This is a genomic window from Chryseobacterium sp. CBSDS_008 (genome assembly GCF_049959325.1).
In the GTDB taxonomy this organism is placed as follows: Bacteria; Bacteroidota; Bacteroidia; order Flavobacteriales; family Weeksellaceae; genus Chryseobacterium.
Map to the genome: position 1 here is coordinate 4,726,959 of NZ_CP188202.1, position 23,360 is coordinate 4,750,318.

A 23,360-nucleotide genomic window follows, 5' to 3' on the forward strand; every position below is an offset into this window, starting at 1 on the left:
AGAAACTTTTAATTAAAGTTAGCTAATTTCTCTGAAAACTGTTTTGAAAACTCTTTTCTGTCTTCTTCCAGTTTTTCCTGCGTTAAAGGTAAAATATAAGTAAAAAGAATCTTGTCTTCATGGTCTAAAAAGATAATTTCCTTTTCATTTCCATCAATCATCTGTGAGAAAATCTCCCACATCGGAGTGTCTTTTAATTTTAATAATTCAAAAAACTGTTCTGCTTTGATTTCGATTTTCTGCATGTTCTGTTTTATATTATCGTTGAATATTTCTGAATTCTGATTCAAAAATAAGGTTTTGTATTTTTTTGGGTATTAAAACTCAAGAAATTTCAGCTTAAACTGGATTGCAAAATTTTCTTTGAAATTAGGAGTGGCATAATAGCCTACCCTGTAGAATAAGCCCAGGTTAAAATAACTCGAAAGGAAATTGCTCCATTCCACTCCAACTTCCTGATACAGATGATCCAGCTTTCTGAACTTAAACTGGTGGTATTCCGGATGTTTCATATCTCCGATTGTGCCTCTTAAGACAAAATCAAAACTTGATACATTGTGCCCGAAACTTTTTAAATACCATGGCAGCTTGTGTGTGAAGTAATAGGCTACGAATTTATCATTATAGTATTTTCCACCTTCCAGTGTTGCAAACCCAAGGTAAGAAGTAAGGTTAAAGTTGAAATCCTTACCCGGAGAAGCCAATCCGTTCATGGTAAAATTCTTCCAGATAGGCGCCCCGCCCAGAACAACCCCTCCATACAGCCTGAAGCCGGTAGTTCCGATCGGTGTTTTGAAATTATGAACAAACAGGGCATCAAAACGTGAATAATTAAAATCTCCCTGCAGCATTTTGTAACTCTGCTCATAATTGAGATAAAGCTCGGGATACTTCTGATCAATCAGAGATTTACCCTGTGGAGTCATAATATTCGTGGAATTCGGAGAATATTTTAAGGTAAAAAGGGTATTGAAATTCCTGTATGAAGTACCTCTGTCCCTGAACTGGTAATCAAATTCTGCCTCCTCTGTATTCCGTCTTACGGCAAGCGCAAGGGTAAGACCGTTGGTCACATCATTCATATAGGATAAAGAAGCTCCTTTGAAGTGAAAATATTTATCATTATTCAGGTTATTCCCGAAATTCATCGTTCTCATTTTGAAGTTCCAGAGTTTTCGGTTGAATTCTCCCGATGCTGTTACATCATCATACACCTCAAATCTGAAAAATGAGTTTTTTTCCAATGTGGTTTTCATATCCAGTCCCATTCCGTATTTCCATTTCCTGTCTTTTATGCCGTAGGCAAAGTAGTAATCCGGTGAAAAATAGGGATCGAAGTTTTCATTCAGCTTGGCTTTTAATCCCAATCTGAAACCTTCATAAGAGTTGTAATTGACAATTTCATCTACTGCAAAATCTACAGAACCTACCCTGATCTGACCGTTCAGCAATCCGGATAAAATCTGGGCTTTGCGATCGATTTTATATTTTTTACCCAAACTGTCGATGGTTTTGTAGGTGTTCTGTTCCCTTTCGGTAAGGGGATCTGTTCTGTAACGGTCCAGAGAATGTCCGTCAATATTTTTTACAGAAAAGGTGTAGCCTTTGAAATCTTTGGGATCTTCTTCAACGGGAGATTTGAAATCAAAATATTTTGAGGTGAGAAAAGCGTAGGTACCAAAGCTTTTTTTATCTTTTTTATCGTCAGCGTGTACTTTATCATCCATGGCCATTTTACCCATTTTAAGCTTCGCTTTTTCGTGGGCAAGGAACCATTTGTTGTTGTAAAATACCCAGGTACTGGTAATGATACCTTCGTTTTTATTTTTACTGAAATTTTCAATTTTTTTAACGCCGTAGGTTTCGGTATCTACATAAATGGCACCGTTATATTTTCGCTTTCTGTCCGGCTTTTTGAAATTCACTTCACGGAAGCGGATCACGAAGTTTTTCCTTCCGTCCAGGGTAACGGTGTCTGAAAGAAAAAATCTGTACAGACCTCTGTTTTCCGGCTTTAATTGCTCCGGAACAACATCCCTGTTACTCTGCTGAAGGGCAATCATTTCATAAATAGGCTGCTTCAGACCGGAGATTCTGTTATCCAGAATATTAATCTTTTCCCCGTATTTTTTTGAATATAAAAACTCCTGAGCCCTTTCCCAAAGGAATAATTTGCTTTTTGAAAATATTTTTCTTGCGTTGATGTTATTCAGGGAATCTTTTTCTCTTTTTTTCTTGAAAATATTGAGATCATTGAAATACTGATTAAACTGGGAAATACTGTCTTCGTCAATATCCAGAGATATTTTTTCATAAGATTTGTAGGAATAGGATCCTAAACTTTTTGGAGAGTTTTCTTTAAAGAGCTTATTTACTTTTTTAAGAATTTCCAGGGCTCTGGAATCACTTTTGTCTTCAATCACTACAGCTTCAATGTCGGTAGTGTTTGAGATTCTTTTGAGCAGGGAAACTTCCATGCTGCTTTCCACTGTAATGGTTTCTTTCTGGTAAGAATCGGCATCAATATCAATGTTTTTGCATCCTGCTTTAAATTCCAGAATACCTTGTTCATTGGTATATCCGATAACGGTATTGTCACAGGATATCTTTGCATTAAAGACAGGTTTTTGGCTGGCGTCATCTACAACCTTAATTTTTGATTGTGAATACCCCAAAAAGCAGATCAAAAAAAATAATAACAGTAAACCCCTTTTCATGTAAAAAAACTACGTCAAAATTAGTGATATTTATTGTTGTAAAAAAGTTTTTAACAGAGTATAACATTGATTTAATCTAATGTTTTTATGGACTTTCCCCCTGATAAAATTGAATGACAACATTGCTCAGACAATCTTTCTGTCTTTTCTTACAATTTGCAATAAAAAAACTCCCGGGCAGATGATTTCAGGAGTTTTAATACTGTTATATTTTTGAACGGTTTATTTATCATTCAGAGCTTTCATAAATTCAATGATATCTTCTGTTTCCTTATCGGTAAGCTGTAAAGGTACATCAGAAAGTGTCTGGTTTTCTACTTTAAATCCAAAAGCTTTTCCACCGCCCTTATTATAAAAATTCATCACTTCCTGCAGGGTTCTGTACCCTCCGTTATGCATGTAAGGGGCTGTTTTATGGATGTTTCTAAGCGTTGGTGTTTTGAAAGAATGCTGTAACGAAGCAACGGTTGCATGAAATTTCCCTCTTCCCGGATCTGGATCGAATGTTTTATTTTCTGCATTGATTGCTGTTCCCAAAACTTCCTGCTCAGTTTTCCTGAAATTCGGAGGAACTGTCCCGTTGAATAAAGGAATAAAATGGCATATGGCACATTGGGCCTTTCCAACAAAAAGATTAAAACCTCGCTTTTGACTTTCCGTCATCGCCGACTTATTTCCCCTCATGTATTCATCAAAACCGGAATTGAATTTTGCAAGAGAACGGATGTAGCTTGCCAGTACATTCTGCAGCTGCCATACTTCCGTTTTTTGAGATTGATAAATCTTTTTAAATGCTGCCTGATAGGTTTTGTCCTCATTGATTTTGGCAAGAATAACATTCAGATCACCGTGCATTTCTTCTTTATTGGAAATCACATCCGAGCTCTGTCCCTCGAGATCATCCTTTCTCATACCCCAGAACTGCCCATGCTGATAGGCTGCATAGTTAAGAGAAGGAGTATTTCTCGCCAGTTCGGAGTTTTCAAGAGACATCGCTTTGGTAAGTCCGTCTGTAAATGCTCTCTCCGGAATATGACAGGTTGCACAGCTCCGGTTGTTGTTATTGGACAGAACCTTATCATTAAATAGCTGATGTCCAAGAGCGGCCTTTTCTTCGGAGTAGGCATATTCTTTTCCCGGAGCAAAAGCGTCAGGGTTGAAAGCATTTTTAGTGAAAAAAGTAGCTGCATTTTTGTTTAAAGCAGTCGTTACTTCAACATCCGGAATGTTCTCCTGATTTTTAAAATCAAGCATCAGAGCTGTGATTTTATTGAGATGATCCGGGATGAAATTGACATAATCAAATGTATTTTTGTCGGTGTTTCCCTTCAAAACTTCAATGGTAGAATTGATTTCTGCAACGATATTTTTTAAGGCTTTATCTTTTGACCGCTCTGTGGAAATTTGTGCTAATGTTTCTTTAATTCCTTCCAGGGAAGAGGGCATTTCCTGTAAGAATGTTCCGGAAACAGGAGTGTCAAAACCTGAAATTCCCAAGCTGGAAATTCTGAATGCTTCCTGTCTTAATGCATCAAAAACCTGGTCTTTACTTACGGTAATGACCTGGAAATTGGTGTCTATAGTATTGCTTTTATTGATGAGCTTATTGAGCATCCGGATCACTTCCTCTTTATTCCCTTTATCGTAGGGGTACAACATTTCTTCCAGAACCTGCATGCCTTCTGGTTCTATTGCTGTATGTTCGTCCATTTCTATTTCCGGAAGGGCGGGGCCGTTGATAAACCTGGCAGAGTGGGGAAGGAAGTATTCCACGGCCCATTCCATTTTTTTGTAGGTTTTCCTGATGTTCTCAAATTTTTCCTGAAGAAGCTTTTCATCAGAATTTTGAGTAACAAAGGTTTTCAGTTCGCTGATTTGTTTTTCAAAATCTGCATTGTTTTTAATAATCCTGTTTTTTACAGAACCAAGGTCTTCGTATACAGCCTGCTGCTTATCATTTTTGCAATGGTACAGCGTGAAAAATGCTGCTGCGCAGTATAAGAAAAGGAGTATCGGATATTTTGAAAGCTTATTCATAGGTATGAAAAAGTATCAACAGAAGTTTCTATTGATACTTTAATTGAATTTGATATGAAGAAATTAAAACTATTTTTCTACGTTTCTGATGATTACAATCTGTCCACCTTCCTTATTGGTGTTGATTCCGGAACCGTCAGGATTTTTAAATTTATCCAGCTGCCATGTGTGAGAGTGGATATTCACAGAGAATGTATTCGGGATTCCGATGATGTCTGAAATATCAACCATCGCTCCGAATTCCCATGAGCCGAATTTCTGAAGATCTCCGGATTGGTTGTAAGCGGTCTGCCATGCAGAATCACTTCTGTTATGCTTCATATTCAGCCAAGGCTTGTATTGTTTTGTAGCGATATTCAGCTGCCAGATGTAAGAATCATGGTTGGCATTTTTATAATAAGAGTCTCCGTCTTCCTGGATGTATACAAAGTTTTCTGTTACACATAAGTTATCAGGATTGATCAGATTGTTTCCCGGGTTGGAATCTCCTTCAGCCACAACTTCCAGTTTTCCTGTCAGCATATTGCTGGAATTAAGAACAAGCTTGTATACTCTTCCCCACATTGTTAATCCTGCTTTTGGATTTACACCGTCAGAAGATTCTCCGGTAGCGGTAAAGTAGATTTCTCTTCCTTTTCCTGCTCCTTTTCTGTAATCTACATCTTCCACTCTTGAAAAACGGATCGCGTTATTGTCAATATTTTTCTGATTGATCTGAGCTCCGGTAAGATTTTTGGCATTCGGAACTTCTACGAATTCTACATCGTAGGTGCTTCCTTTTGTCATATCGGTTTCCGTATAGTTGCTGTTGGTTCTTTTTAAAGAATATAACTTACCATTATCCAGATCGCCCTGTGTATCGGCTACGTACATGATCAGCTGCCCTGCAGACTGGTGTGAAGAAGAATAAGACTGGTCTTCACCAATGATAATATAAGTTTTTCCGTTGGAAACATCCTTAGGAAGCGGAACTGCATTTTCCATAGAAGCCTTTCCTAATGCCGGTTTTACCCTTGTTTTATCTGATGCCTGAGATGTCGGTGCTAAAGGATTTAAAGCATGTACCATACTTTCTTCACCTGATTCCCCGGCAGTAAGGAATGCACTGAAGCCGTGAATTTCAGGAGTTGCCAATGTCGCGGAACATAATCTTGTCATTCCTCCGGTTCCGTTTAAGATGTATTCCCCTTTTACAGGCTTAAATGTTTTGTCTAAATATACTCTGGATACTGATTGTTTGATCTCATGGTTGGTGATCATCAGGTAGCCGTCAGAGTTAGGATCTTTCATAACTCCCATTCCGTCCGGCTGTCCTCCGAAAACAAAGTCAGGAGAACCTGGAAGAACATCAGAACTGGAAATAAGGGTGGTAATATTTAAATTTTCAAAACCTTGCATTCCATAAACGAAAGCAGGTTCTTTAGAAAAGTTTTCAATTTTTATTTTGTCATTGACAGGAGTATCGGAGTTCCCGTTATTATCATCATTACAGCCTTGAAAAACAATCGCTGCAAGGATCAGAGCTCCAATAGTTTGGTTAATTTTCATAATTATATTTTTTGAATTTCGATTATGACAAAACTAAAGGTCTATTGTTAACTATGTTTTACGGGGACAAAACAAATAGTTTAATATTAGGTAATGCTTTGTTAAGGTAAGGTCAATAATTAGAACGGATATAAATAGAGAGGCTTTGATGAAAATGTTCGTAATAAGAATAATATATTATAACGCAGAGTACGCAAAAGTTTTATTTACTGCTTTTTTCGTTTGCAAAGGCGTTACACTCAGCTATGAAATAATTTGTATAACCTTTGCTAAATTGTTTAATCTCCCGCGGATTTCACGGATGACACAGATGTTTATGGGAAAGTATGCTTTATCTGATGGAAGAATGATTATCACACACGCTTGGTCAGAATCAATGAAGCTGATTCCCTTCTTTGCCTCCTGAAATATAAATTATTATAGAAAATTACTTTGCGTTGAAAAATATGATATACAGTAAAAACAAACCGCGGCTGTCTCAATTTTGAGACAGCCGCGGCTAAAATTTATAATAGATATTTCTATTTTAAATATTCAATGCTTTTTGGTAAGCATTTTCTAACCCCTCAAGGTTTTTACCACCAGCCGTTGCAAAGCCAGGGTTTCCACCACCACCGCCTTGGATTTCTTTGGCAAGATCCTTTACGATAGCTCCAGCCTGGTAATCTGCAGCAAGATCATCAGAAACCCCAACAGTAATCATTGGTTTTCCGTCTGCATCAGAAAGAATAATCGTTACCGAAGCAGGAATTTCTCTCTTCAACTGGAATACGATGTCTTTTACAGAACCTGCATCCAGAGACGTTTTCTTTACAAGAAGCTGTTTGTTGCCTTTCTGCTCATAAGCATTCTTCCATTCTCCGATTTCTCCTTTTGCTTTTTCCTTTTTAAGGGCTTCAACTTCAGCTTTCAATGAGGTATTTTCTTCGATCAGCTTTTCGATAGATCTTACCACATCTTTAGACTTTAACAATTGAGAAAGTTCAATGATCTGTTTTTCAAGATTGTTGAAATATTCCTCAGATTTGTCTCCTGAAATAGCTTCAATTCTTCTGATTCCTGCCGCAGCAGAACCTTCAGAAGTGATCTTGAAATGACCGATTTCGCTGGTATTTTTTACGTGAGTTCCCCCGCAAAGTTCTTTTGAACTTCCGAACTGGATCATTCTCACACTGTCACCATATTTTTCACCAAATAAAGCCATTGCTCCTTTTTCCAGAGCTTCCTGAATCGGAATATTTCTGAATTCCTGTAAAGCAATACTTTCTTTGATTTTTTTGTTTACTTTTTCCTCAACTAATGCCAGTTCTTCCTCAGTCATTTTGTTGAAATGAGAGAAGTCGAAACGCAGATAATCCGGACCTACATAAGAACCTTTCTGTTCTACGTGAGTTCCTAAAACCTCTCTTAAAGCCTCATGCAGAAGGTGAGTCACAGAGTGATTGGCCTGAGAGTTTTTTCTCTCGGAAGCGTTTACTTTAGCATAGAAAACAGCACCTGCATCTTTTGGAAGACCATTGATCAACGAAATAATCAATCCATTTTCTTTCTTAGTTTCCAGTACTTCAAAGCTTTCAACAGCATTCTCAAGAACACCTTTGTCTCCAACCTGTCCACCTCCTTCAGGGTAGAAAGGAGAACTGCTTAGTACCACCTGGTAAAATTCTCCGTCTTTGTTTTCTACCTTTCTGTATCTTGTAATATATGTTTCAGATTCAATCTGGTCATAACCTACAAAGTTTTCATCTCTTTCCTCTAATGTAACCCAGTCATACACTTTTTGTGCTGAATCAGCTTTTGAACGAAGCTTCTGTTTCTCCATTTCAGCTTTGAAACCTGCTTCATCAATCGTTAATCCTTTTTCTTCAGCAATAATTCTTGTTAAATCATCAGGAAAACCATAGGTATCATACAATTCAAAAACTTCTTCGCTTGGTAATACTTTCTTATGATCTGCAATAGTCTGCTGAATCAGCTTTTCTACTCTGATCAGACCGTTTTCAATTGTTTTTAAGAATGAATCTTCTTCACTTTTGATCACTTCAGCAACCAGCTTTCCCTGCTTTTCAAGTTCCGGAAAGAAAGCTCCCATCTGTTCCTGAAGAACAGCAACCAATTTGTAAAGGAAAGGCTCTTTCATATCCAGGAATCGGTAAGAATAAGAAATTCCTCTTCTTAAAATCCTTCTGATAACATAACCGGCTCCTCCGTTGGATGGCAACTGTCCGTCTGCAATAGCAAAAGAAACCGCTCTGATGTGATCTACCACAACACGGATCGCAATATCTTTTTCGTCTTCTAAAATTCCGGTGTATTTTTTCCCTGAAAGTTCTTCAACTTTAGCAATAAGCGGAGTGAAAACATCGGTATCATAGTTGGAAGACTTTCCTTGAAGCGCCATACAAAGACGTTCAAAGCCCATTCCCGTATCTACATGCTGAGCAGGAAGCTTCTCTAAAGATTTATCAGCCTTTCTGTTGAACTCCATGAAAACCAGGTTCCATACTTCTACAACCTGAGGGTGGTCATTATTCACCAGTTCAAGTCCTGAAACTTTCGCTTTTTCTTCCGGTGTTCTTAAGTCAACATGGATTTCTGAACACGGTCCGCATGGTCCGCTTTCACCCATTTCCCAGAAGTTATCTTTTTTATTTCCGTTGATGATTCTGTCTTCTGAAATATGAGATTTCCAGAAGTCATAAGCATCCTGGTCTCTGTCCAGATTTTCTGAAGCATCCCCTTCAAAAATCGTTACATATAAATTTTCTTTTGGAATTCCGTATACTTCAGTTAGTAATTCCCAGGCAAAAGCAATAGCCTCTTTTTTGAAGTAATCCCCGAAAGACCAGTTTCCTAACATCTCAAACATGGTGTGGTGGTAAGTATCTCTACCTACATCATCCAGGTCATTGTGCTTCCCTGAAACTCTAAGACACTTTTGTGTATCGGCAATTCTAGGGGCGGTAGGTGTTTTGTAGCCAAGGAAGAAATCCTTGAACTGCGTCATTCCGGAGTTGGAAAACATAAGGGTGGGGTCGTCTTTCAGCACAATAGGAGCCGAAGGAACGATCAGGTGCCCTTTACTTTTAAAATAATCTAAAAATTTTTGACGTATCTCTTGTGATGTCATAGTATTGCTTTTGCTTTTTTAAATATCAAATTTTTGATAAGATGCAAATTTAAGATTTTTAAGCGATTTGTAATAATTTTATGCTATGTTTTGAATGGTGCCCGGCTTTGGGTAATGGATGTGTCCTAAACCTTACAGGTTTTCAAAACCTGTAAGGTTTGAGATGGTTATAAATAGTAATAATCTATCTGGTTTGCATTTTCCCGCTTAACTTACTACCTTCGTTGTGATCTGAAATAAGACAAAAAATCCTTCCATGACAAAAGATGAAGAACTGAAAAGCTGGATAGAGCAGTATTCCGGACCGCTTTTGAAGCGTGCGCTGTACGTACTTTCGAATAAAGAAGATGCACAGGATATTGTTCAGGACGTTTTTCTTGCCGCCTACTCAGCTTATGATTCTTTTGAAAGGAAAAGCCAGGCGCTGACGTGGCTGATGGCTATTCTTAACAGAAAAGTGGCAGATTTTTACCGGAAAAAATATAAATCAGAACCCAATATCAGACTCGATCATTTTTTTGATGAAACAGGATCCTGGAAAAATAACGATGTTTTGAATGACTGGAATGTATCCGGTGAAGGAGATGAACTTTTAGACAGTGCAGAGTTTAATAAAACATTGGAGGAATGTATCGAGGAATTGCCCTCCAGATGGAAGATCCTGCTGAAAATATATTATATAGAAGAAAAAAAAGCTCCGGAAGTAAGTCAGGAATTGAATGTTTCTACGACTAATCTTTGGAAGATTTTACAAAGAAGCCGCATGCAGCTCAGAGAATGTCTGGAGTTTAACTGGTTTTCAAAATCATAAGAGACAATGATAAGAAGAATACTACATAAATTATTTTTACCATGCAGTGAAGCTACTTTACTGATGGAAAAAAGGAATGCCCAATCTATTTCTGCCAAAGAAAACCGAATGTTGAGCATGCACCTGATGATCTGCAAATGGTGCAGAATGTACAATGAAAAGCTGGTACTTCTGGATAAAGTTTTTGAAAAGGAATTTTCTGAACAAGAAACTGAAATAAATGACTCTGAAATCCAGTACTTTAAAAATAAAATGATCGACAAGTTGAATTTCTAAGAAAATTTCTGTCAGGATTTTAAAATGTCTCCGACTATACTTTTGAAAACAATAAAGTATTCATTTAAAATCTTAAAAATATGGTCGGAACAGTACAGGAATCTAAAAATCAATTATCCCGAATCGGGTATTACATTTCGCTTTTCGGAGCAGCGCTTATTTTACTGTGGATCGGTATTTTCAAATTTACCCCCACAGAAGCTGCAGCAATAAAACCTTTGGTAGAAAACCATTTCCTAACTTTTTTCGTATATAAGATTATGAGCGTCCAGGCAGTGTCAAATCTTATCGGAACGATAGAAATTATCATTGCCTTACTCCTGATATTTAGTGCGAAATTTGCTGTATTGAAAAAGTATGCAGGGATAGGAATGATCGTAACTTTTCTGGTGACATTAAGCTATTTGTTTACAACACCGGGAATATGGAAAATAGTGGACGGAGTGCCTGTGACGGATTTCTTTATTCTAAAAGACCTTATGTTTTTAGGATTTGGATTAATGATCGTTCAAAATAATAAGTAATGAATAAAAAGGAAAAAATGAAAAATATATTCATTGTACTCGGAATCATTCTGGGTATAGCAGTATTTGCTGCAGGATCAGGGCTATTTAAGAAAACAAAGCCCAATGTAGTGGAAATAAAAAAAGAAAATGAGAAAATTATGGATAACAAAAACGTTAGAGAGATTTATTTTGCAGGTGGATGTTTCTGGGGAACAGAACATTTTTTTCAACAAATTCGTGGTGTTGTAGGAACAGAAGTGGGCTATGCCAACGGAAATACCCAAAATCCTACTTATGAAGAGGTGGTAAGCCATACAACAGGTTTTGCAGAAACCGTAAAAGTAAAATATGATCCTGAACAGGTAGATCTGAAACTGTTAATTGATCTGTATTTTAAAACCATTGATCCTACAAGCAAAGATCAGCAGGGAAATGACAGAGGAAACCAGTACAGAACTGGAATCTATTTCACTAATAAAACAGATGAGGCTGTGGTAAAAGATGAAGTCCAGAAACTGGCAAAAAATTATAGTAAACCATTATTAGTAGAAACCATTCCATTGAAAAATTTCTACAAAGCAGAAGATTATCATCAGGATTATCTGGATAAAAATCCGGGCGGTTACTGCCACATTGAACCGGGACTTTTTGAAATGGCCAAAAAAGCCAATCCACTTCCAAAACCGGCTTATCAAAAACAGGATAAAAAGGTTTTAAAAGAAAAACTGACTGCAGAACAATATAATGTAACTCAGGAAAACGGTACGGAAAGACCTTTCCAGAATGAATACTGGAACGAAACCCGTGAAGGAATTTATGTAGATATTACCACAGGAGAACCTTTGTTTATCTCAACAGATAAATTTGAATCCGGCTGTGGATGGCCAAGCTTTTCAAAACCAATTACAAAGAGTTTGATTGACGAAAAACTGGATCGTACCCACGGAATGGATAGAGTAGAAGTAAGAAGCAAAACCGGTGATGCCCATTTAGGACACGTCTTCACAGACGGACCGGAAGATAAAGGAGGACTCCGTTACTGTATCAACAGTGCTTCGCTGAAATTTATTCCAAAAGCAGAAATGGAAAGCAAAGGATACGGAAAATATCTTCCGTTGTTAGATAAAAAGTAATGTGAAAGGAAGGCTGCCATCTGGCAGCCTTTTTATTGTGATTTAATGATGTAATTGGAATCGTTCTTTGATGCTGAGCATAGAGATATTCAGAAATATAAGAAACCCAAAAATAATGTAGGAGGTTTCTTTAGAAGCAGTAGTAAATAAATTAAAGATTTTCCCATAGCGGGTAGATTCAAAAATATTAAAAGTTTCTGCTGGCCCCCGATCTATAGTATCATTACAAAGCAAGCATTCATATTCAGGATATTGCACCTTAGGATCAATATAGCTGTAAACAGCAAAAATATGTCCTGTTTTCTCCAGATCAACGGCATACTGTTCCTGTTTGGCTATTGCCAGATCATTCAAAACTGAGACAAAATCACCATAGGTATTATTTTGATCTAAAATAAATTCAATTCCAGACTCTTTTTCATTTCTTTTCTGAAGTTTTTTCAGTTCAGAAACATATAATTTTGAATTTTCTTTGGCAGTACCGGGGGATATTTTTACTTTTTTGTAATTCCAGTTTCTTGCAGGTTCAAAACTTGCAAATGTATTTTTAATTTCCTCTCTTTCTTTGGCAGGAAGACCAATGTCTATCACAGAAACGTTACTGTCTTCAAACTTTTGATTTCCATAATACCAGAATAAGACGGGGATCAGAACGGCACTGATTAATCCGGGGATGTAATATATTTTTTTCATGCTAATCTTTTTCTTTGGATTTGGAGATTTTCTTTAATGCTGAACATGGAAATATTTACGAAAAACAAAAAACCAAAAATGATATAAAAAGCCTGTTGAGGAACATGATTGATAAAACTTTCCGGCTTGATTAAGCTTAGAGTTTGTTTTTCTGTGTAATCGATATTTCCCACCGTTCCTCCACAAATAGGATGGGTTTCTTCATCCGGATCTTTATATTCATGAAGTGCAAAAAAATGTCCTGTTTTTTCTATATCAACGCCATACATATCCTGTTTAGAAAGGATCATAGCGTCAATAAGAGCAATGAAATCCTGATAATTATTTTTATCGTTGATCACAAACTCAATACCAGATTTTTTTTCATTTCTTGCCCGCAGCTTTTTAAGTTCAGAAACATAGAATTTCTGATTTTGAAGACCCGTATTAGGCTTGACCGTTATTTTTTTATAATTCCATTTTCTGTAGGGTTCAAAAGTATTTTCTAATGGAGTATCGGGTCTTACTTTTGCCGGAATTCCCAGATCCATTACCCTATATGGCGGATGAACCCGCTGGTTTCCATAATACCAGAACAAGACAGGTATCAGAACAGCACTGATCAATCCGGGTATGTAATATATTTTTTTCATGGATAGTTTTAGCAAAGCAGAATGAAAATTTTAAGCCAAAAAAAAGTGATCCGAAACGAACCACTTAAAGAATCTTTAAATATTTTAATTTTTAAATCTTTAAATTCTGAACATTGACATCTACCAATCCCTTTTTCTCAGAATCCAATACGATCCGAATATGAAAACACCACACCATACCAAACATGCGATAAGGCTTTCCGTAGGGTAATGGAATTCATATTTTGCGCCCATCATTTTAGCCATATTCAATCTCATCATCGGATTAGGAATAAGGCTGGACATACTTTCCAGTGGTAAAAGATGGGTGATGAAGAAGTCATTCTGAAGAACCTCATTTCTTTGTGGGCCCTGCATTCCTTTAACTCTTGAGAAAACTTCAATAGTTGTTAAAATTGCTTCGCCAATCCAGAAAACAAAAAGAGCAAGAAATACAAATACCGATTTTCTCAATAAAATGGAAAGGAACATTAAGAAACAGAAGAACGTAAATAATTTTACCAGATAATTTCCTATGAAGAAAATCTCTGCAAAAACCTTTGTAGATTCTGTTGTATTTGAGAATTTATATCCAAGGAATAAAGTAAGACCAAATACAATTATGGTAGAAACAATGGTGAAAATACTTATCGTCAATAGTTTTGAAGTGATGAATTCTTTTCTGCTCAATCCATCAATCGTATTCTGCTTGAACATCCGGTTGCTGAATTCCTGCGAAATGGAGAAAACAATAATCAGACCCAGGAAAATTTTCAACAAAGCCACAATCCATGTGGTAAAATTCCAGATTTCCGGAAAATTATAAATCCCCTGTTCTTTTAAGTTAATCGTTCCTCCAAAAACATCAAAATCAACCAATCCGATGAAAAGCAAAGCAATAAGAATGGCAAAATAAAGTATCGTGAAAACCTTAAACGGTTGGTAGTTAAGGTTTTTGTAGTATTCCAGTTTTAATAATTTTATCATGACTAATTGGTGTTTTTTACAAGTTCAAGGAATTGAGATTCAAGAGACAGTTTTTTCTTGGTCAGATGGGAAAGGTAAATTCCCCTCTCTGCCAGTTTCTGATTCATTGCCGAAGCCGAAATAGAAGCATCATCACGGATCTGAGCTTTAATAAGATCTCCTTCCTGATTGATAGAAGTGAACCATTGAAGCTCATTCAGAGCATTTAAAAGTAATATGTTATTATCAGCTTTCAGTTCAAAATATCCATTGTTGGAAGTCATTTCATCCACTCTTCCGCAATAAATAGAATTTCCTTCTTTCAGTACAATGACATGGCTGCATATTTTTTCAATTTCGTCCAGAAGGTGGCTGGCAATGATAATCGTGATTCCCTGCTTGGCAATATCGCTGATGATTTCCCGGATCTGAATAATTCCTTCAGGATCCAGTCCATTGGTTGGTTCATCTAATATCATGACTTCAGGATTATTCAACATCGCTGAAGCTATGGCAAGACGCTGCTTCATTCCTAAAGAAAAGGTTTTGAAAGTATCTTTTCTCCTTTCATACAGATTAACGGTTTTCAGAACTTCGTCAATTCTGGAATAAGGAGTTTTTTTTATTTCTGCGACAATTTTCAGATTGGTTTCCGCACTTAAATAAGGATAAAAGTTGGGCTGCTCGATAATTGCTCCAATCTTTTTTAAAGTTTCCGGATCCGTTCCTTTTTTGCCAAACCAGAACCAGTCGCCGCTGGTAGGGTTGATTGTTGAAAGCAGCATCCCGAAAGTCGTGGACTTTCCACTTCCATTGGGACCCAAAAGCCCATAAACATTTCCTCTTTCGACATCAAAAGAAATATTGTTGACCACAACCCTTTTGAATTTCTTCGTCAAATTTTTTACTGATAAAATCTTTTCCATGTAATTTGTTTTACATAGTAGTAGTCTATATAAATTAGATAATGTTACAGAATTATTATAAATCAATATCAATTTATTGGTAAATACATTAAATTTGATAGCATTAATCAACAGTTATGAAGCTAATTGAACTGGCAGAAGAATTACATGTGTCTGCAGAAGCCATAAAACAGTTTATCCAGGATTTTGATCTCGAGCTGGTAGATTGTATAAGCACTAATTTTGAAGTAAAAGAAGATTTTGAAAAATTTGCCCGCGAAAATGTAGATTTTTTAAGGTTATATGAAAAAGATCTGGATAAAAATAAAACATTGGAGCAGATTGCCAAAGTCATCAACCAGCCTAAAGACAAGGTAGAAAAGGTGATTAAAGATAATGATCTCAATATTTTTGATAACGGCTTTTTCAAATCCTCCATATCAAGTTATGGAATTGATAACAAATTAGGAGGAAACTATAAGTTTGTCTATGATTATTTCGGGAGTAAAACCAGTCTTCAGCAAAGAGATTTTATAGGATACAGAGATCTGTTTTTTTATACGTCTACTGTTCTGGAACCCTTTCTGAATCCACAGCAGATTAAAGATTGGGGAATCAACAAACCTGCAGGAATTATTCTGTACGGTCCTCCGGGAAGCGGTAAAATATTCTGGGCCAATAAAATTGCTGAAATCATCGGCTATCAGTTTAAGGAAGTCAAAAAACATTATTTGGGAACTTCGTTGATTGACGGAAATGAAATCAATTTCAGTGATTTTCTGCTGAACATGATGAAAGAAAATAAATTGCTGCTTTTCATGGATGATTTTGATGAGATTATGATGCAGAGAAGAGCCGAAACTGATGTTGCTTCCTGCAATCTTGAGGCTCAGGAACTTATTCTCCATTACATAGGGAAATTTGAAAAAGAAGGAGTTTTAATGGTTGGTTCTGCCAATTCTGTTGCTGAAATTGATGAAGAAGTTCTTGCTCCCGGAAGATTTGATGTGATGATTCCAATATTTCCTCCTAATGCTTCCGAGCGTTCTGAAATTATTCTTTATTCCATGACCAGAGGACTTGATGAAGATTCTTTACTGTATAAAATACTTAAAAACAACAAAGCTGATAAAATTCCTTTCTGGCATGAAATATCTTCAAAGATGAAGGCATTCAGCAATACCATGCTGATAGATTTTACCCAGAGCTTAAAGAAACGTATTAAAAACCTTTACCAAAGGACCAGAAACGAAAAGCTGAAAATAGATCAGAAACTTTTGGACAGTGCTTTACGGGATGCCGGATCCAAGCTTACCGAAGAATATCTTGATCAGGTAGCGAGATTTCTTGCGGATGCTATTATCAATAATTTTGATGACTTCCAATTTAGAATTCAGGCATTGAAGAGTGAACTGGAAACCTACAGAGTTGTTGAAGAACCGCAAAGAGCAATCGGGTTTCAGCATAATGATGAAGGGAACAAAGGGTAGAGAATAAAAAATTCAAAGCTTAAGGTTTTCGATCTGTCTTTTATCAGATCAGCATCCTTTATTAATCATGAATACATGAATACTTTTTACATGAATACATTGTATAAAAATCACTCATGAACAGCATCTGGGAACTTGACACTTTCTACAGAAAAAGAGACATCATCATTATTGGTGCAGGATTTTCCGGGCTTTGGGCTGCAATATCCATTAAGGAAAAATATCCTGAAAAATCTGTTCTCATCATTGAACGGAATGCCATTCCATTGGGTGCTTCAACAAGAAATGCCGGGTTTGCCTGTTTTGGAAGCCTTACTGAAGTTATTGCCGATTCGCAGAAAATAGGCTGGGAAAAAACATTGGAGCTTGTTACAATGAGATTTGACGGGCTTCAGAAAATCCAGCATTATTTTAAAAATGGCGAAATTGATTTTGAATTGAACGGAGGATATGAAATATTACATACTGATGAGCCTTTAGCCCATATTGATACAGCAAACGAAAAGCTGAAAGCAATAACAGGGCTGGATAAAACATATGCTTTAAAGCAGAATAAAATACAGGAATTCGGACTTGGAAAATCTGCATTTCTGATTGAAAATCCGTGTGAAGGGAGCCTGCACTCAGGAAAGCTGTTACAGAAGCTTCTGGAAAAGTGCAATGAACTGAAAGTGGAGTTTTTGTTCGGAACGGAAGTCAGCAATATTGAAGAAACTGTAAATGAGGTGGAGGTTCTTCTTTCCAATGAACGTTCGGTGAGAGCGGATAAAATCATCTATTGTACTAACGCATTCACTTCAAAGTTTCTGGAAAATGAAAATATCATTCCTGCCCGCTGGCAGGTTCTTCTGACAGAACCTATAGATGGATTAAAACTTAAAGGGACATTCCATTATGACGAAGGCTACTATTATTTCAGGAATTTAGGAAACAGAGTATTGCTGGGTGGCGGAAGAAATCAGGATTTTAAAACGGAAGAAACGGATATTTTTGAAACAACAGAATTCCTTCAGAATCATTTGGAAAACTTTTTAAAAGAAGTGATACTTCCTGATCAAAATTTTAAAGTTGCCCTCCGCTGGTCAGGAATAATGGCTATGGGTGATGAAAAATCACCTATCATAAAACAGATTACGGAGCGACAGTTTTGCGCCGTAAGACTTTCAGGAATGGGTGTTGCTTTGGCTCCGAAAATTGGAGAGATGATAGCAGAAATGATATAATACCACGTTTGATACCTATGAAATATTTACCTTTTGAACGTATTACGTACAGAACAAACTTGTCTGAACAGGAGATTTTAACAAAGCTTTCCGGTTTTGTTGAACCTAAAAAATTCGGTTTAGGAAGAAATCCCATAAAGGATTATGAAGGATCTTTATATGATAACAGTTTTGAAATCAGCAGGGTGATCAGAAACAGAAATTCTTTTCTGCCTCAGATAAACGGGACCATCCAAAAAGATAATTCTGGAATACAAATAGAAGTTACCATGAAATTACATGCATTTGTATTATTTTTTTTAATTGTCTGGTGTTCATTTGCCCTATTTTTCTTCATAGGTATTACTGCGAGAGATATAGGAAATAAAGAAATATCAATAGAGTTTTTCATGCCTTTATTGATGTTATTATTTGTGTATGCTTTAACAATGGTGGGTTTCAAGATGGAAAGTAAAAAATCAAAAGAATATCTTAGAAGAAGCTTTGAAGCTGAAATAATAAAGGAGTAGTTTCTCCTGAATCAGATTCTGAACCTCCATTAAATTTCCAAAAAAATCCAATATCCCAAAAACTCGAATCCCGAACCCCGAAAACTAAGAATCCGTACCTCTCCACTCTAAAAGAATTCCTTATTTTTGCAAAAAAGAAACATTCGTGATTAACAACGACCAGATAAAAAACGTTCAATCCAGAATTGAAGACTTACACCGATATCTTCAGATTGAAAAAAAGAAGATTGAAATTGCCAATGATGATGAAAAGACAGCAGCGCCCGAATTTTGGGATAACCCCAAAACTGCCGAAACATTTTTAAAGCAGCTTCGTTCCAAGAAAAAATGGGTAGAAAGCTATGATGAAATTCAGACCCAGTTTGAAGATCTTCAGGTGTTGGCTGACTTTGCCAAAGAAGACCCGGATTCTGAAAAAGAACTGGATGAGACATTTCCGCAACTGGTGGAGAAAATTGAGGATCTGGAGTTCAAAAATATGCTTTCCAACGAAGGAGATGAGCTTTCTGCAGTACTGCAGATTACAGCTGGAGCAGGAGGAACAGAAAGTTGCGACTGGGCATCCATGCTGATGAGAATGTATACGATGTGGGCAGAAAAGCAAGGCTATAAGATTCGTGAGCTGAACTTTCAGGAAGGCGATGTAGCCGGTGTGAAAACTGTTACCCTGGAAATTGAAGGGGAATTTGCTTTTGGATATTTAAGAGGTGAAAATGGAGTGCACCGTTTAGTAAGAATTTCGCCTTTTGACAGCAATGCAAAACGTCATACCAGCTTCGTTTCCGTATATGTCTATCCTTTGGTAGATGATACTATTGAGATCAATATCAACCCTGCTGATATATCTTTTGAAACGATGAGGTCTTCAGGAGCAGGAGGGCAGAATGTAAATAAGGTAGAAACCGCTGTGCGTCTTCGTCACGCACCTACCGGAATTATTATTGAAAACTCCGAATCCCGTTCCCAGCTTCAGAATAAGGAAAAAGCCATGCAGCTCCTTCGTTCAAGATTATACGAAATGGAATTGGAAGAGCGTATGAAGGCAAGAAATGAGATAGAAGCCAACAAAATGAAGATCGAGTGGGGAAGCCAGATCAGAAACTATGTGATGCACCCGTACAAATTGGTAAAAGATGTACGCTCAGGTCATGAAACATCAGATGTAGATGCAGTGATGAATGGAAATATCACCCCTTTCCTGAAAGCATTCTTAATGGCCGATGGGACGGCAGTTTCCGATGATGATCTCGACTTATAAAAATCATATTTGAATTTTAGTTAAAATCTTATAATTAATTTTTGTTTCAGACATTTTAGGCTTACTTTTGTTGTTCATCGATATTTATGGAAGATTTCAATAGCTGGAAGGATTTATTAAACCCAGAGTTTTATATTAAAATGGGAGGGTTTTGGCTGATTTTGTTTATTGTTTTTGCTGAAACAGGTCTTTTTGTGGGATTTTTTCTACCTGGGGATTCACTACTTTTCGTTTCGGGAATTTATGCCGTTGAAATTATCAAAGAGACTTTTGGCTCTACAGGAAGTGATTTCTTAGATACCACAATATTAGCTTCAGGTGTAGCTCTTGCTGCTGTTGTAGGAAATGAAGTAGGATACTATTTTGGAAGAAAAGCCGGACCGGCTTTATATAAAAGACCGGATTCAATGCTTTTCAAGAAAAAATACCTGTATCAGGCCCATGATTTCTTTGAAAAGCACGGAGCATTAGCTGTGATTATGGCGAGATTTTTACCTGTGGTAAGAACATTTACTCCCATAGTAGCAGGTATTGTAAGAATGGATAAAAAAGAGTTTTTAAGAGATAATATTATTGGTGCTGTATTATGGTCGTTTATTTTGATCTTTGCAGGACATTATCTGGACAGACTTTTTATGGAGCAGTTTGGAATCAACTTAAAAGAAAAGCTGGAGTACATCATCATTGTAATTGTTTTGGTGACAACCCTGCCGATAATCTTTAAGTTTGTTTTCGGAAAAAAAGAAGATCTTTCTAAAAAATATGAAGACCGGGACTTTGAATAAATAATAAGTTCAATCAAAATATAAGAGCCATCTCCATACATGAGGTGGCTTTTTTGTGTATATAAGTATTTTTTTACCACGCGAAGCTCGCAAGGTTATTATTATGATCTGTTACTTTTCGTTCGCAGAGGCGCTTCACTTAACTAAGTAATCTGCCGTGCTGAACGAAGTATCTTTGCGATTGAGAGAATATAAGCTTTAAAATTTCTTTGCGGACATAGCGTTTTTAAAAACATCCACCAGACAAAAAAATAGTAGTTTAATTATTTATTTTTTGCATTAAATAGATAACTATTTGTTGACCCATTCCAGAATATTCGGATAAATAATGCTGTCTCTTTTTCTTTTACTGAAGAACCTTGGAGCATGGCCTGCACCTTTCATGAAAATGAATTTATGGGGAATATTCATCCGGCTAAGCGCTGAGTCCATAGCTATTCCCTGGCGCTGGTTAACCAGAAAATCATTATTTCCCTGAAACAGAAGGGTAGGAACATTTGTAATATTAGCAATGGGGCTGGCTTCCTTAAAGGCTCCGGATATATTTTTCCTGTCAAACTTTGTCCCAACCACTTTTTGAAAAGTAGGAGAGGTATATTTGGAATAAAAAGATGTAAGATACTCAGAACTGAAAAAATCTGTCGGCCCGCTTAAAGAAATGATTTTTTTGATCTGTTCAGGGTGCTGATATCCATACAGCAAGGCAAGATGGCCGCCGGCACTTTCCCCAAGAAGAATATAATTGTTGGGCTGAAGCTCTGCTTTTTCTGCTAAAGAATTGAATTTCTCAATGGCCAGGCCAATATCTTCAAGCTGTTGTTTGTAAGTGATTTTTTTCTTTGCAGAAACCAATCTATAGTTCATACTGATGCTTGGAATCTTGTTTTCAAAAAGCATTTTCTGAACCTGTATCATATGCTCTTTTTTACCTAAAGTCCAGGCTCCGCCATGAACAATAAGAACTACAGAAGTAGCTTCCGCATAATCTTTGGGAAGAAAGACATCCATTTTCTGCCTTTTATGCTCACCGTATTTTAAATTGTAAATCTTTTGCTGGCCTCCGGGGCCTACCCAAACCCTGAATTTCGTATTACAGGACTGCAGGAGGAAACCAATACATCCCATGACGAAAAAATGATATCGGAGAATGAGCTTTTTCATAGAGTAAAAATAAAGAAATAGTATTACAATTCCTTATACAGACCATTGGCATAGTTGTAAACAGATCGGTTGTATCTGGGCAGATGGCGGGAAAGTGCTTTTAAAGTTAATGATAATGCTTCCTCATATTTCCCCGCTGAAGAAAGAGACAGTGCTAAAAAAGAATCTACCGCATCATTCAGTTCATCCGAATAATTGGCTTTTTCTTCCCTTAAAATATGGATGCTTTCCTTTATTTTTCCATTATTTCTTAAGGTACTTGCCAGCTGGATTCTTGCTCTTCTTCTCCGCAAACCGGTTAACCCCTTATCCAATGCAGATCTGTACAAAGGTTCCGCTTCCTCTTCATGTCCGGTGGAGTCAAAAGCGCAGGCTCTTTCAAAATCAGCAATAGCCTGGGAATTTGAAAGCAAATCTACATGATTTTTAATTTGCTGAATAAACTTTTCATTGCTCATTGTTCCAAATTTCAGCCATATACTTTGCAATTGGTTTTCCCAGTTTTCATTCATTGATTAGATTTTAAACAAAGATATAAAATATTGAAAGTGAAGCATTGCTTAATTATTCTTATAATTTTCAAAATTATTGTCCTGTTATGAATCTAAAAACGGAATTAAATATTTATTTTTGCTGGACTTAACAAAGATTAAAAAAAAATTAAAATATGGCATCAGGCTTTTTTGCAATTTTGGATGATATTGCAGCATTGATGGATGATGTAGCAGTTACCAGTAAGATTGCTACCCAAAAAACAGCGGGAATTTTAGGAGACGACCTTGCTGTAAATGCAGAAAAAGCCACTGGCTTTCTTTCTTCAAGGGAAATTCCGGTTCTGTGGGCCATTACCAAAGGATCATTTATCAATAAACTGATTATTCTTCCTATCGTTTTTTTACTTAATTGGTTATATGCTCCGGCTATTAATTATGTATTGATCCTTGGAGGATTCTATCTGGCTTTTGAAGGCGTTGAAAAAGTAATAGAATTTCTTTTTCACCGTGACAAAAAGGGCCATGAAGTTATAGAGGAAATTGAAGAAGACGAAAAAAGTTCTGAAGAAATTGAAAAAGAGAAAGTGAAATCGGCAATTACAACTGATTTTATTTTATCAATCGAGATCGTTATTATTGCTTTAGGAACCGTATTGGAAGAAAGCCATCCTTTCATTACGCAGATTTTAGTAACGAGCTTGGTTGCATTTATCGCTACTGTTGGAGTTTATGGAATTGTAGCTTTGATCGTAAGAATGGATGATGCAGGGTTTAAATTAATAAAGAAAAGTAACGATAAAGGTTTTTTCGGGAGGCTTGGACATCTATTAGTGAAGGCTTTACCTATTGTTATTAAAATATTAGGAGTCGTAGGAACAATTGCTTTAATAATGGTTGCTGGTGGAATCTTTCTGCACAGGATTGAATTTTTCCATGGGATATTTCCAACCTGGCCAGATGTTTTGAAAGAACTTACTCTTGGTGTTGCTGGCGGATTGATAGCGGTTGCCGTATTTACTTTAGGAAAAGGAATATATTCTTTAGCGACAAAAAAATAAAACAGAATTAGAATTAAATAACCAAAGAAAACCTGTATTCGAAAGAGTA

At 36.6% G+C, this 23,360-nt stretch carries 21 protein-coding genes; 10 read left to right on the forward strand and 11 right to left on the reverse strand.

Going from position 1 to position 23,360, the window contains the following annotated elements; translation table 11 throughout:
• Positions 1–8: 8 nt before the first annotated feature.
• The 5 genes from ACP3T3_RS21405 to alaS form a co-directional block, all read right to left on the reverse strand.
• Complete coding sequence (locus ACP3T3_RS21405) at positions 9–245, reverse strand: hypothetical protein (RefSeq protein ID WP_426477725.1); 237 nt, start codon at positions 243–245, stop codon at positions 9–11.
• Between the two features lie 72 nt (positions 246–317).
• Positions 318–2,717, reverse strand: a complete 2,400-nt coding sequence (locus tag ACP3T3_RS21410; protein WP_426477726.1) for a DUF5686 family protein — start codon at positions 2,715–2,717, stop codon at positions 318–320.
• Positions 2,718–2,939: 222 nt separating this feature from the next.
• Positions 2,940–4,754, reverse strand: coding sequence for a cytochrome-c peroxidase (locus ACP3T3_RS21415; RefSeq protein ID WP_426477727.1), 1,815 nt, complete (start codon positions 4,752–4,754; stop codon positions 2,940–2,942).
• A 69-nt stretch (positions 4,755–4,823) separates the two neighbouring features.
• On the reverse strand, positions 4,824–6,302 hold the full coding sequence (locus ACP3T3_RS21420) for an alkaline phosphatase PhoX (RefSeq protein WP_426477728.1): 1,479 nt from the start codon (positions 6,300–6,302) through the stop codon (positions 4,824–4,826).
• A 526-nt stretch (positions 6,303–6,828) separates the two neighbouring features.
• Positions 6,829–9,432 (reverse strand): alanine--tRNA ligase, encoded by a 2,604-nt coding sequence (gene alaS / locus ACP3T3_RS21425; protein WP_426477729.1) that lies wholly within the window; start codon positions 9,430–9,432, stop codon positions 6,829–6,831.
• Positions 9,433–9,688: 256 nt separating this feature from the next.
• Here alaS and ACP3T3_RS21430 point away from each other — a divergent pair, with 256 nt between their 5' ends.
• The 4 genes from ACP3T3_RS21430 (at position 9,689) to msrB (ending at position 12,158) form a co-directional block, all read left to right on the forward strand.
• On the forward strand, positions 9,689–10,243 hold the full coding sequence (locus ACP3T3_RS21430) for a sigma-70 family RNA polymerase sigma factor (protein WP_426477730.1): 555 nt from the start codon (positions 9,689–9,691) through the stop codon (positions 10,241–10,243).
• Positions 10,244–10,249: 6 nt separating this feature from the next.
• Entirely contained in the window at positions 10,250–10,519 is a 270-nt protein-coding gene (locus tag ACP3T3_RS21435; protein ID WP_426477731.1) for a hypothetical protein, read from the forward strand.
• Between the two features lie 80 nt (positions 10,520–10,599).
• Positions 10,600–11,043 (forward strand): DUF417 family protein, encoded by a 444-nt coding sequence (locus tag ACP3T3_RS21440; RefSeq protein WP_426477732.1) that lies wholly within the window; start codon positions 10,600–10,602, stop codon positions 11,041–11,043.
• Between the two features lie 17 nt (positions 11,044–11,060).
• On the forward strand, positions 11,061–12,158 hold the full coding sequence (gene msrB, locus ACP3T3_RS21445; RefSeq protein ID WP_426477733.1) for a peptide-methionine (R)-S-oxide reductase MsrB: 1,098 nt from the start codon (positions 11,061–11,063) through the stop codon (positions 12,156–12,158).
• A 42-nt stretch (positions 12,159–12,200) separates the two neighbouring features.
• On the opposite strand, the gene ACP3T3_RS21450 is transcribed toward msrB, so the two are convergent.
• The 4 genes from ACP3T3_RS21450 to ACP3T3_RS21465 form a co-directional block, all read right to left on the reverse strand.
• On the reverse strand, positions 12,201–12,851 hold the full coding sequence (locus ACP3T3_RS21450) for a hypothetical protein (protein ID WP_426477734.1): 651 nt from the start codon (positions 12,849–12,851) through the stop codon (positions 12,201–12,203).
• A complete protein-coding gene (locus ACP3T3_RS21455; RefSeq protein WP_426477735.1) occupies positions 12,848–13,483 on the reverse strand; it encodes a hypothetical protein in 636 nt (211 codons plus the stop codon). The genes ACP3T3_RS21450 and ACP3T3_RS21455 overlap by 4 nt, the downstream gene beginning before the upstream one ends.
• 120 nt (positions 13,484–13,603) lie before the next feature.
• On the reverse strand, positions 13,604–14,449 hold the full coding sequence (locus ACP3T3_RS21460) for an ABC transporter permease (protein WP_426477736.1): 846 nt from the start codon (positions 14,447–14,449) through the stop codon (positions 13,604–13,606).
• A gap of 2 nt (positions 14,450–14,451) precedes the next feature.
• Positions 14,452–15,354 (reverse strand): ABC transporter ATP-binding protein, encoded by a 903-nt coding sequence (locus ACP3T3_RS21465; RefSeq protein ID WP_426477737.1) that lies wholly within the window; start codon positions 15,352–15,354, stop codon positions 14,452–14,454.
• A gap of 116 nt (positions 15,355–15,470) precedes the next feature.
• Between ACP3T3_RS21465 and ACP3T3_RS21470 the strand changes: the two genes are divergently transcribed.
• The 5 genes from ACP3T3_RS21470 (at position 15,471) to ACP3T3_RS21490 (ending at position 20,598) form a co-directional block, all read left to right on the forward strand.
• Positions 15,471–16,823 (forward strand): ATP-binding protein, encoded by a 1,353-nt coding sequence (locus tag ACP3T3_RS21470; protein ID WP_426477738.1) that lies wholly within the window; start codon positions 15,471–15,473, stop codon positions 16,821–16,823.
• Positions 16,824–16,939: 116 nt separating this feature from the next.
• Positions 16,940–18,046, forward strand: coding sequence for an NAD(P)/FAD-dependent oxidoreductase (locus tag ACP3T3_RS21475; protein WP_426477739.1), 1,107 nt, complete (start codon positions 16,940–16,942; stop codon positions 18,044–18,046).
• A gap of 17 nt (positions 18,047–18,063) precedes the next feature.
• Complete coding sequence (locus ACP3T3_RS21480; RefSeq protein ID WP_426477740.1) at positions 18,064–18,555, forward strand: hypothetical protein; 492 nt, start codon at positions 18,064–18,066, stop codon at positions 18,553–18,555.
• 145 nt (positions 18,556–18,700) lie between these two features.
• Complete coding sequence (prfB, locus tag ACP3T3_RS21485) at positions 18,701–19,813, forward strand: peptide chain release factor 2 (protein ID WP_426477741.1); 1,113 nt, start codon at positions 18,701–18,703, stop codon at positions 19,811–19,813.
• 86 nt (positions 19,814–19,899) lie between these two features.
• Entirely contained in the window at positions 19,900–20,598 is a 699-nt protein-coding gene (locus tag ACP3T3_RS21490) for a DedA family protein (RefSeq protein ID WP_426477742.1), read from the forward strand.
• A 291-nt stretch (positions 20,599–20,889) separates the two neighbouring features.
• Here ACP3T3_RS21490 and ACP3T3_RS21495 read toward each other — a convergent pair whose 3' ends face one another.
• Positions 20,890–21,759: an alpha/beta hydrolase gene (locus ACP3T3_RS21495; RefSeq protein WP_426477743.1), complete on the reverse strand. Its 870-nt coding sequence runs from the start codon at positions 21,757–21,759 to the stop codon at positions 20,890–20,892.
• Positions 21,760–21,782: 23 nt separating this feature from the next.
• Complete coding sequence (locus tag ACP3T3_RS21500; protein WP_426477744.1) at positions 21,783–22,271, reverse strand: tetratricopeptide repeat protein; 489 nt, start codon at positions 22,269–22,271, stop codon at positions 21,783–21,785.
• Positions 22,272–22,426: 155 nt separating this feature from the next.
• On the opposite strand from ACP3T3_RS21500, the gene ACP3T3_RS21505 reads away from it, so the two are divergent.
• Positions 22,427–23,311, forward strand: coding sequence for a DUF808 family protein (locus ACP3T3_RS21505; RefSeq protein WP_426477745.1), 885 nt, complete (start codon positions 22,427–22,429; stop codon positions 23,309–23,311).
• The last annotated feature ends 49 nt before the right edge of the window (positions 23,312–23,360 follow it).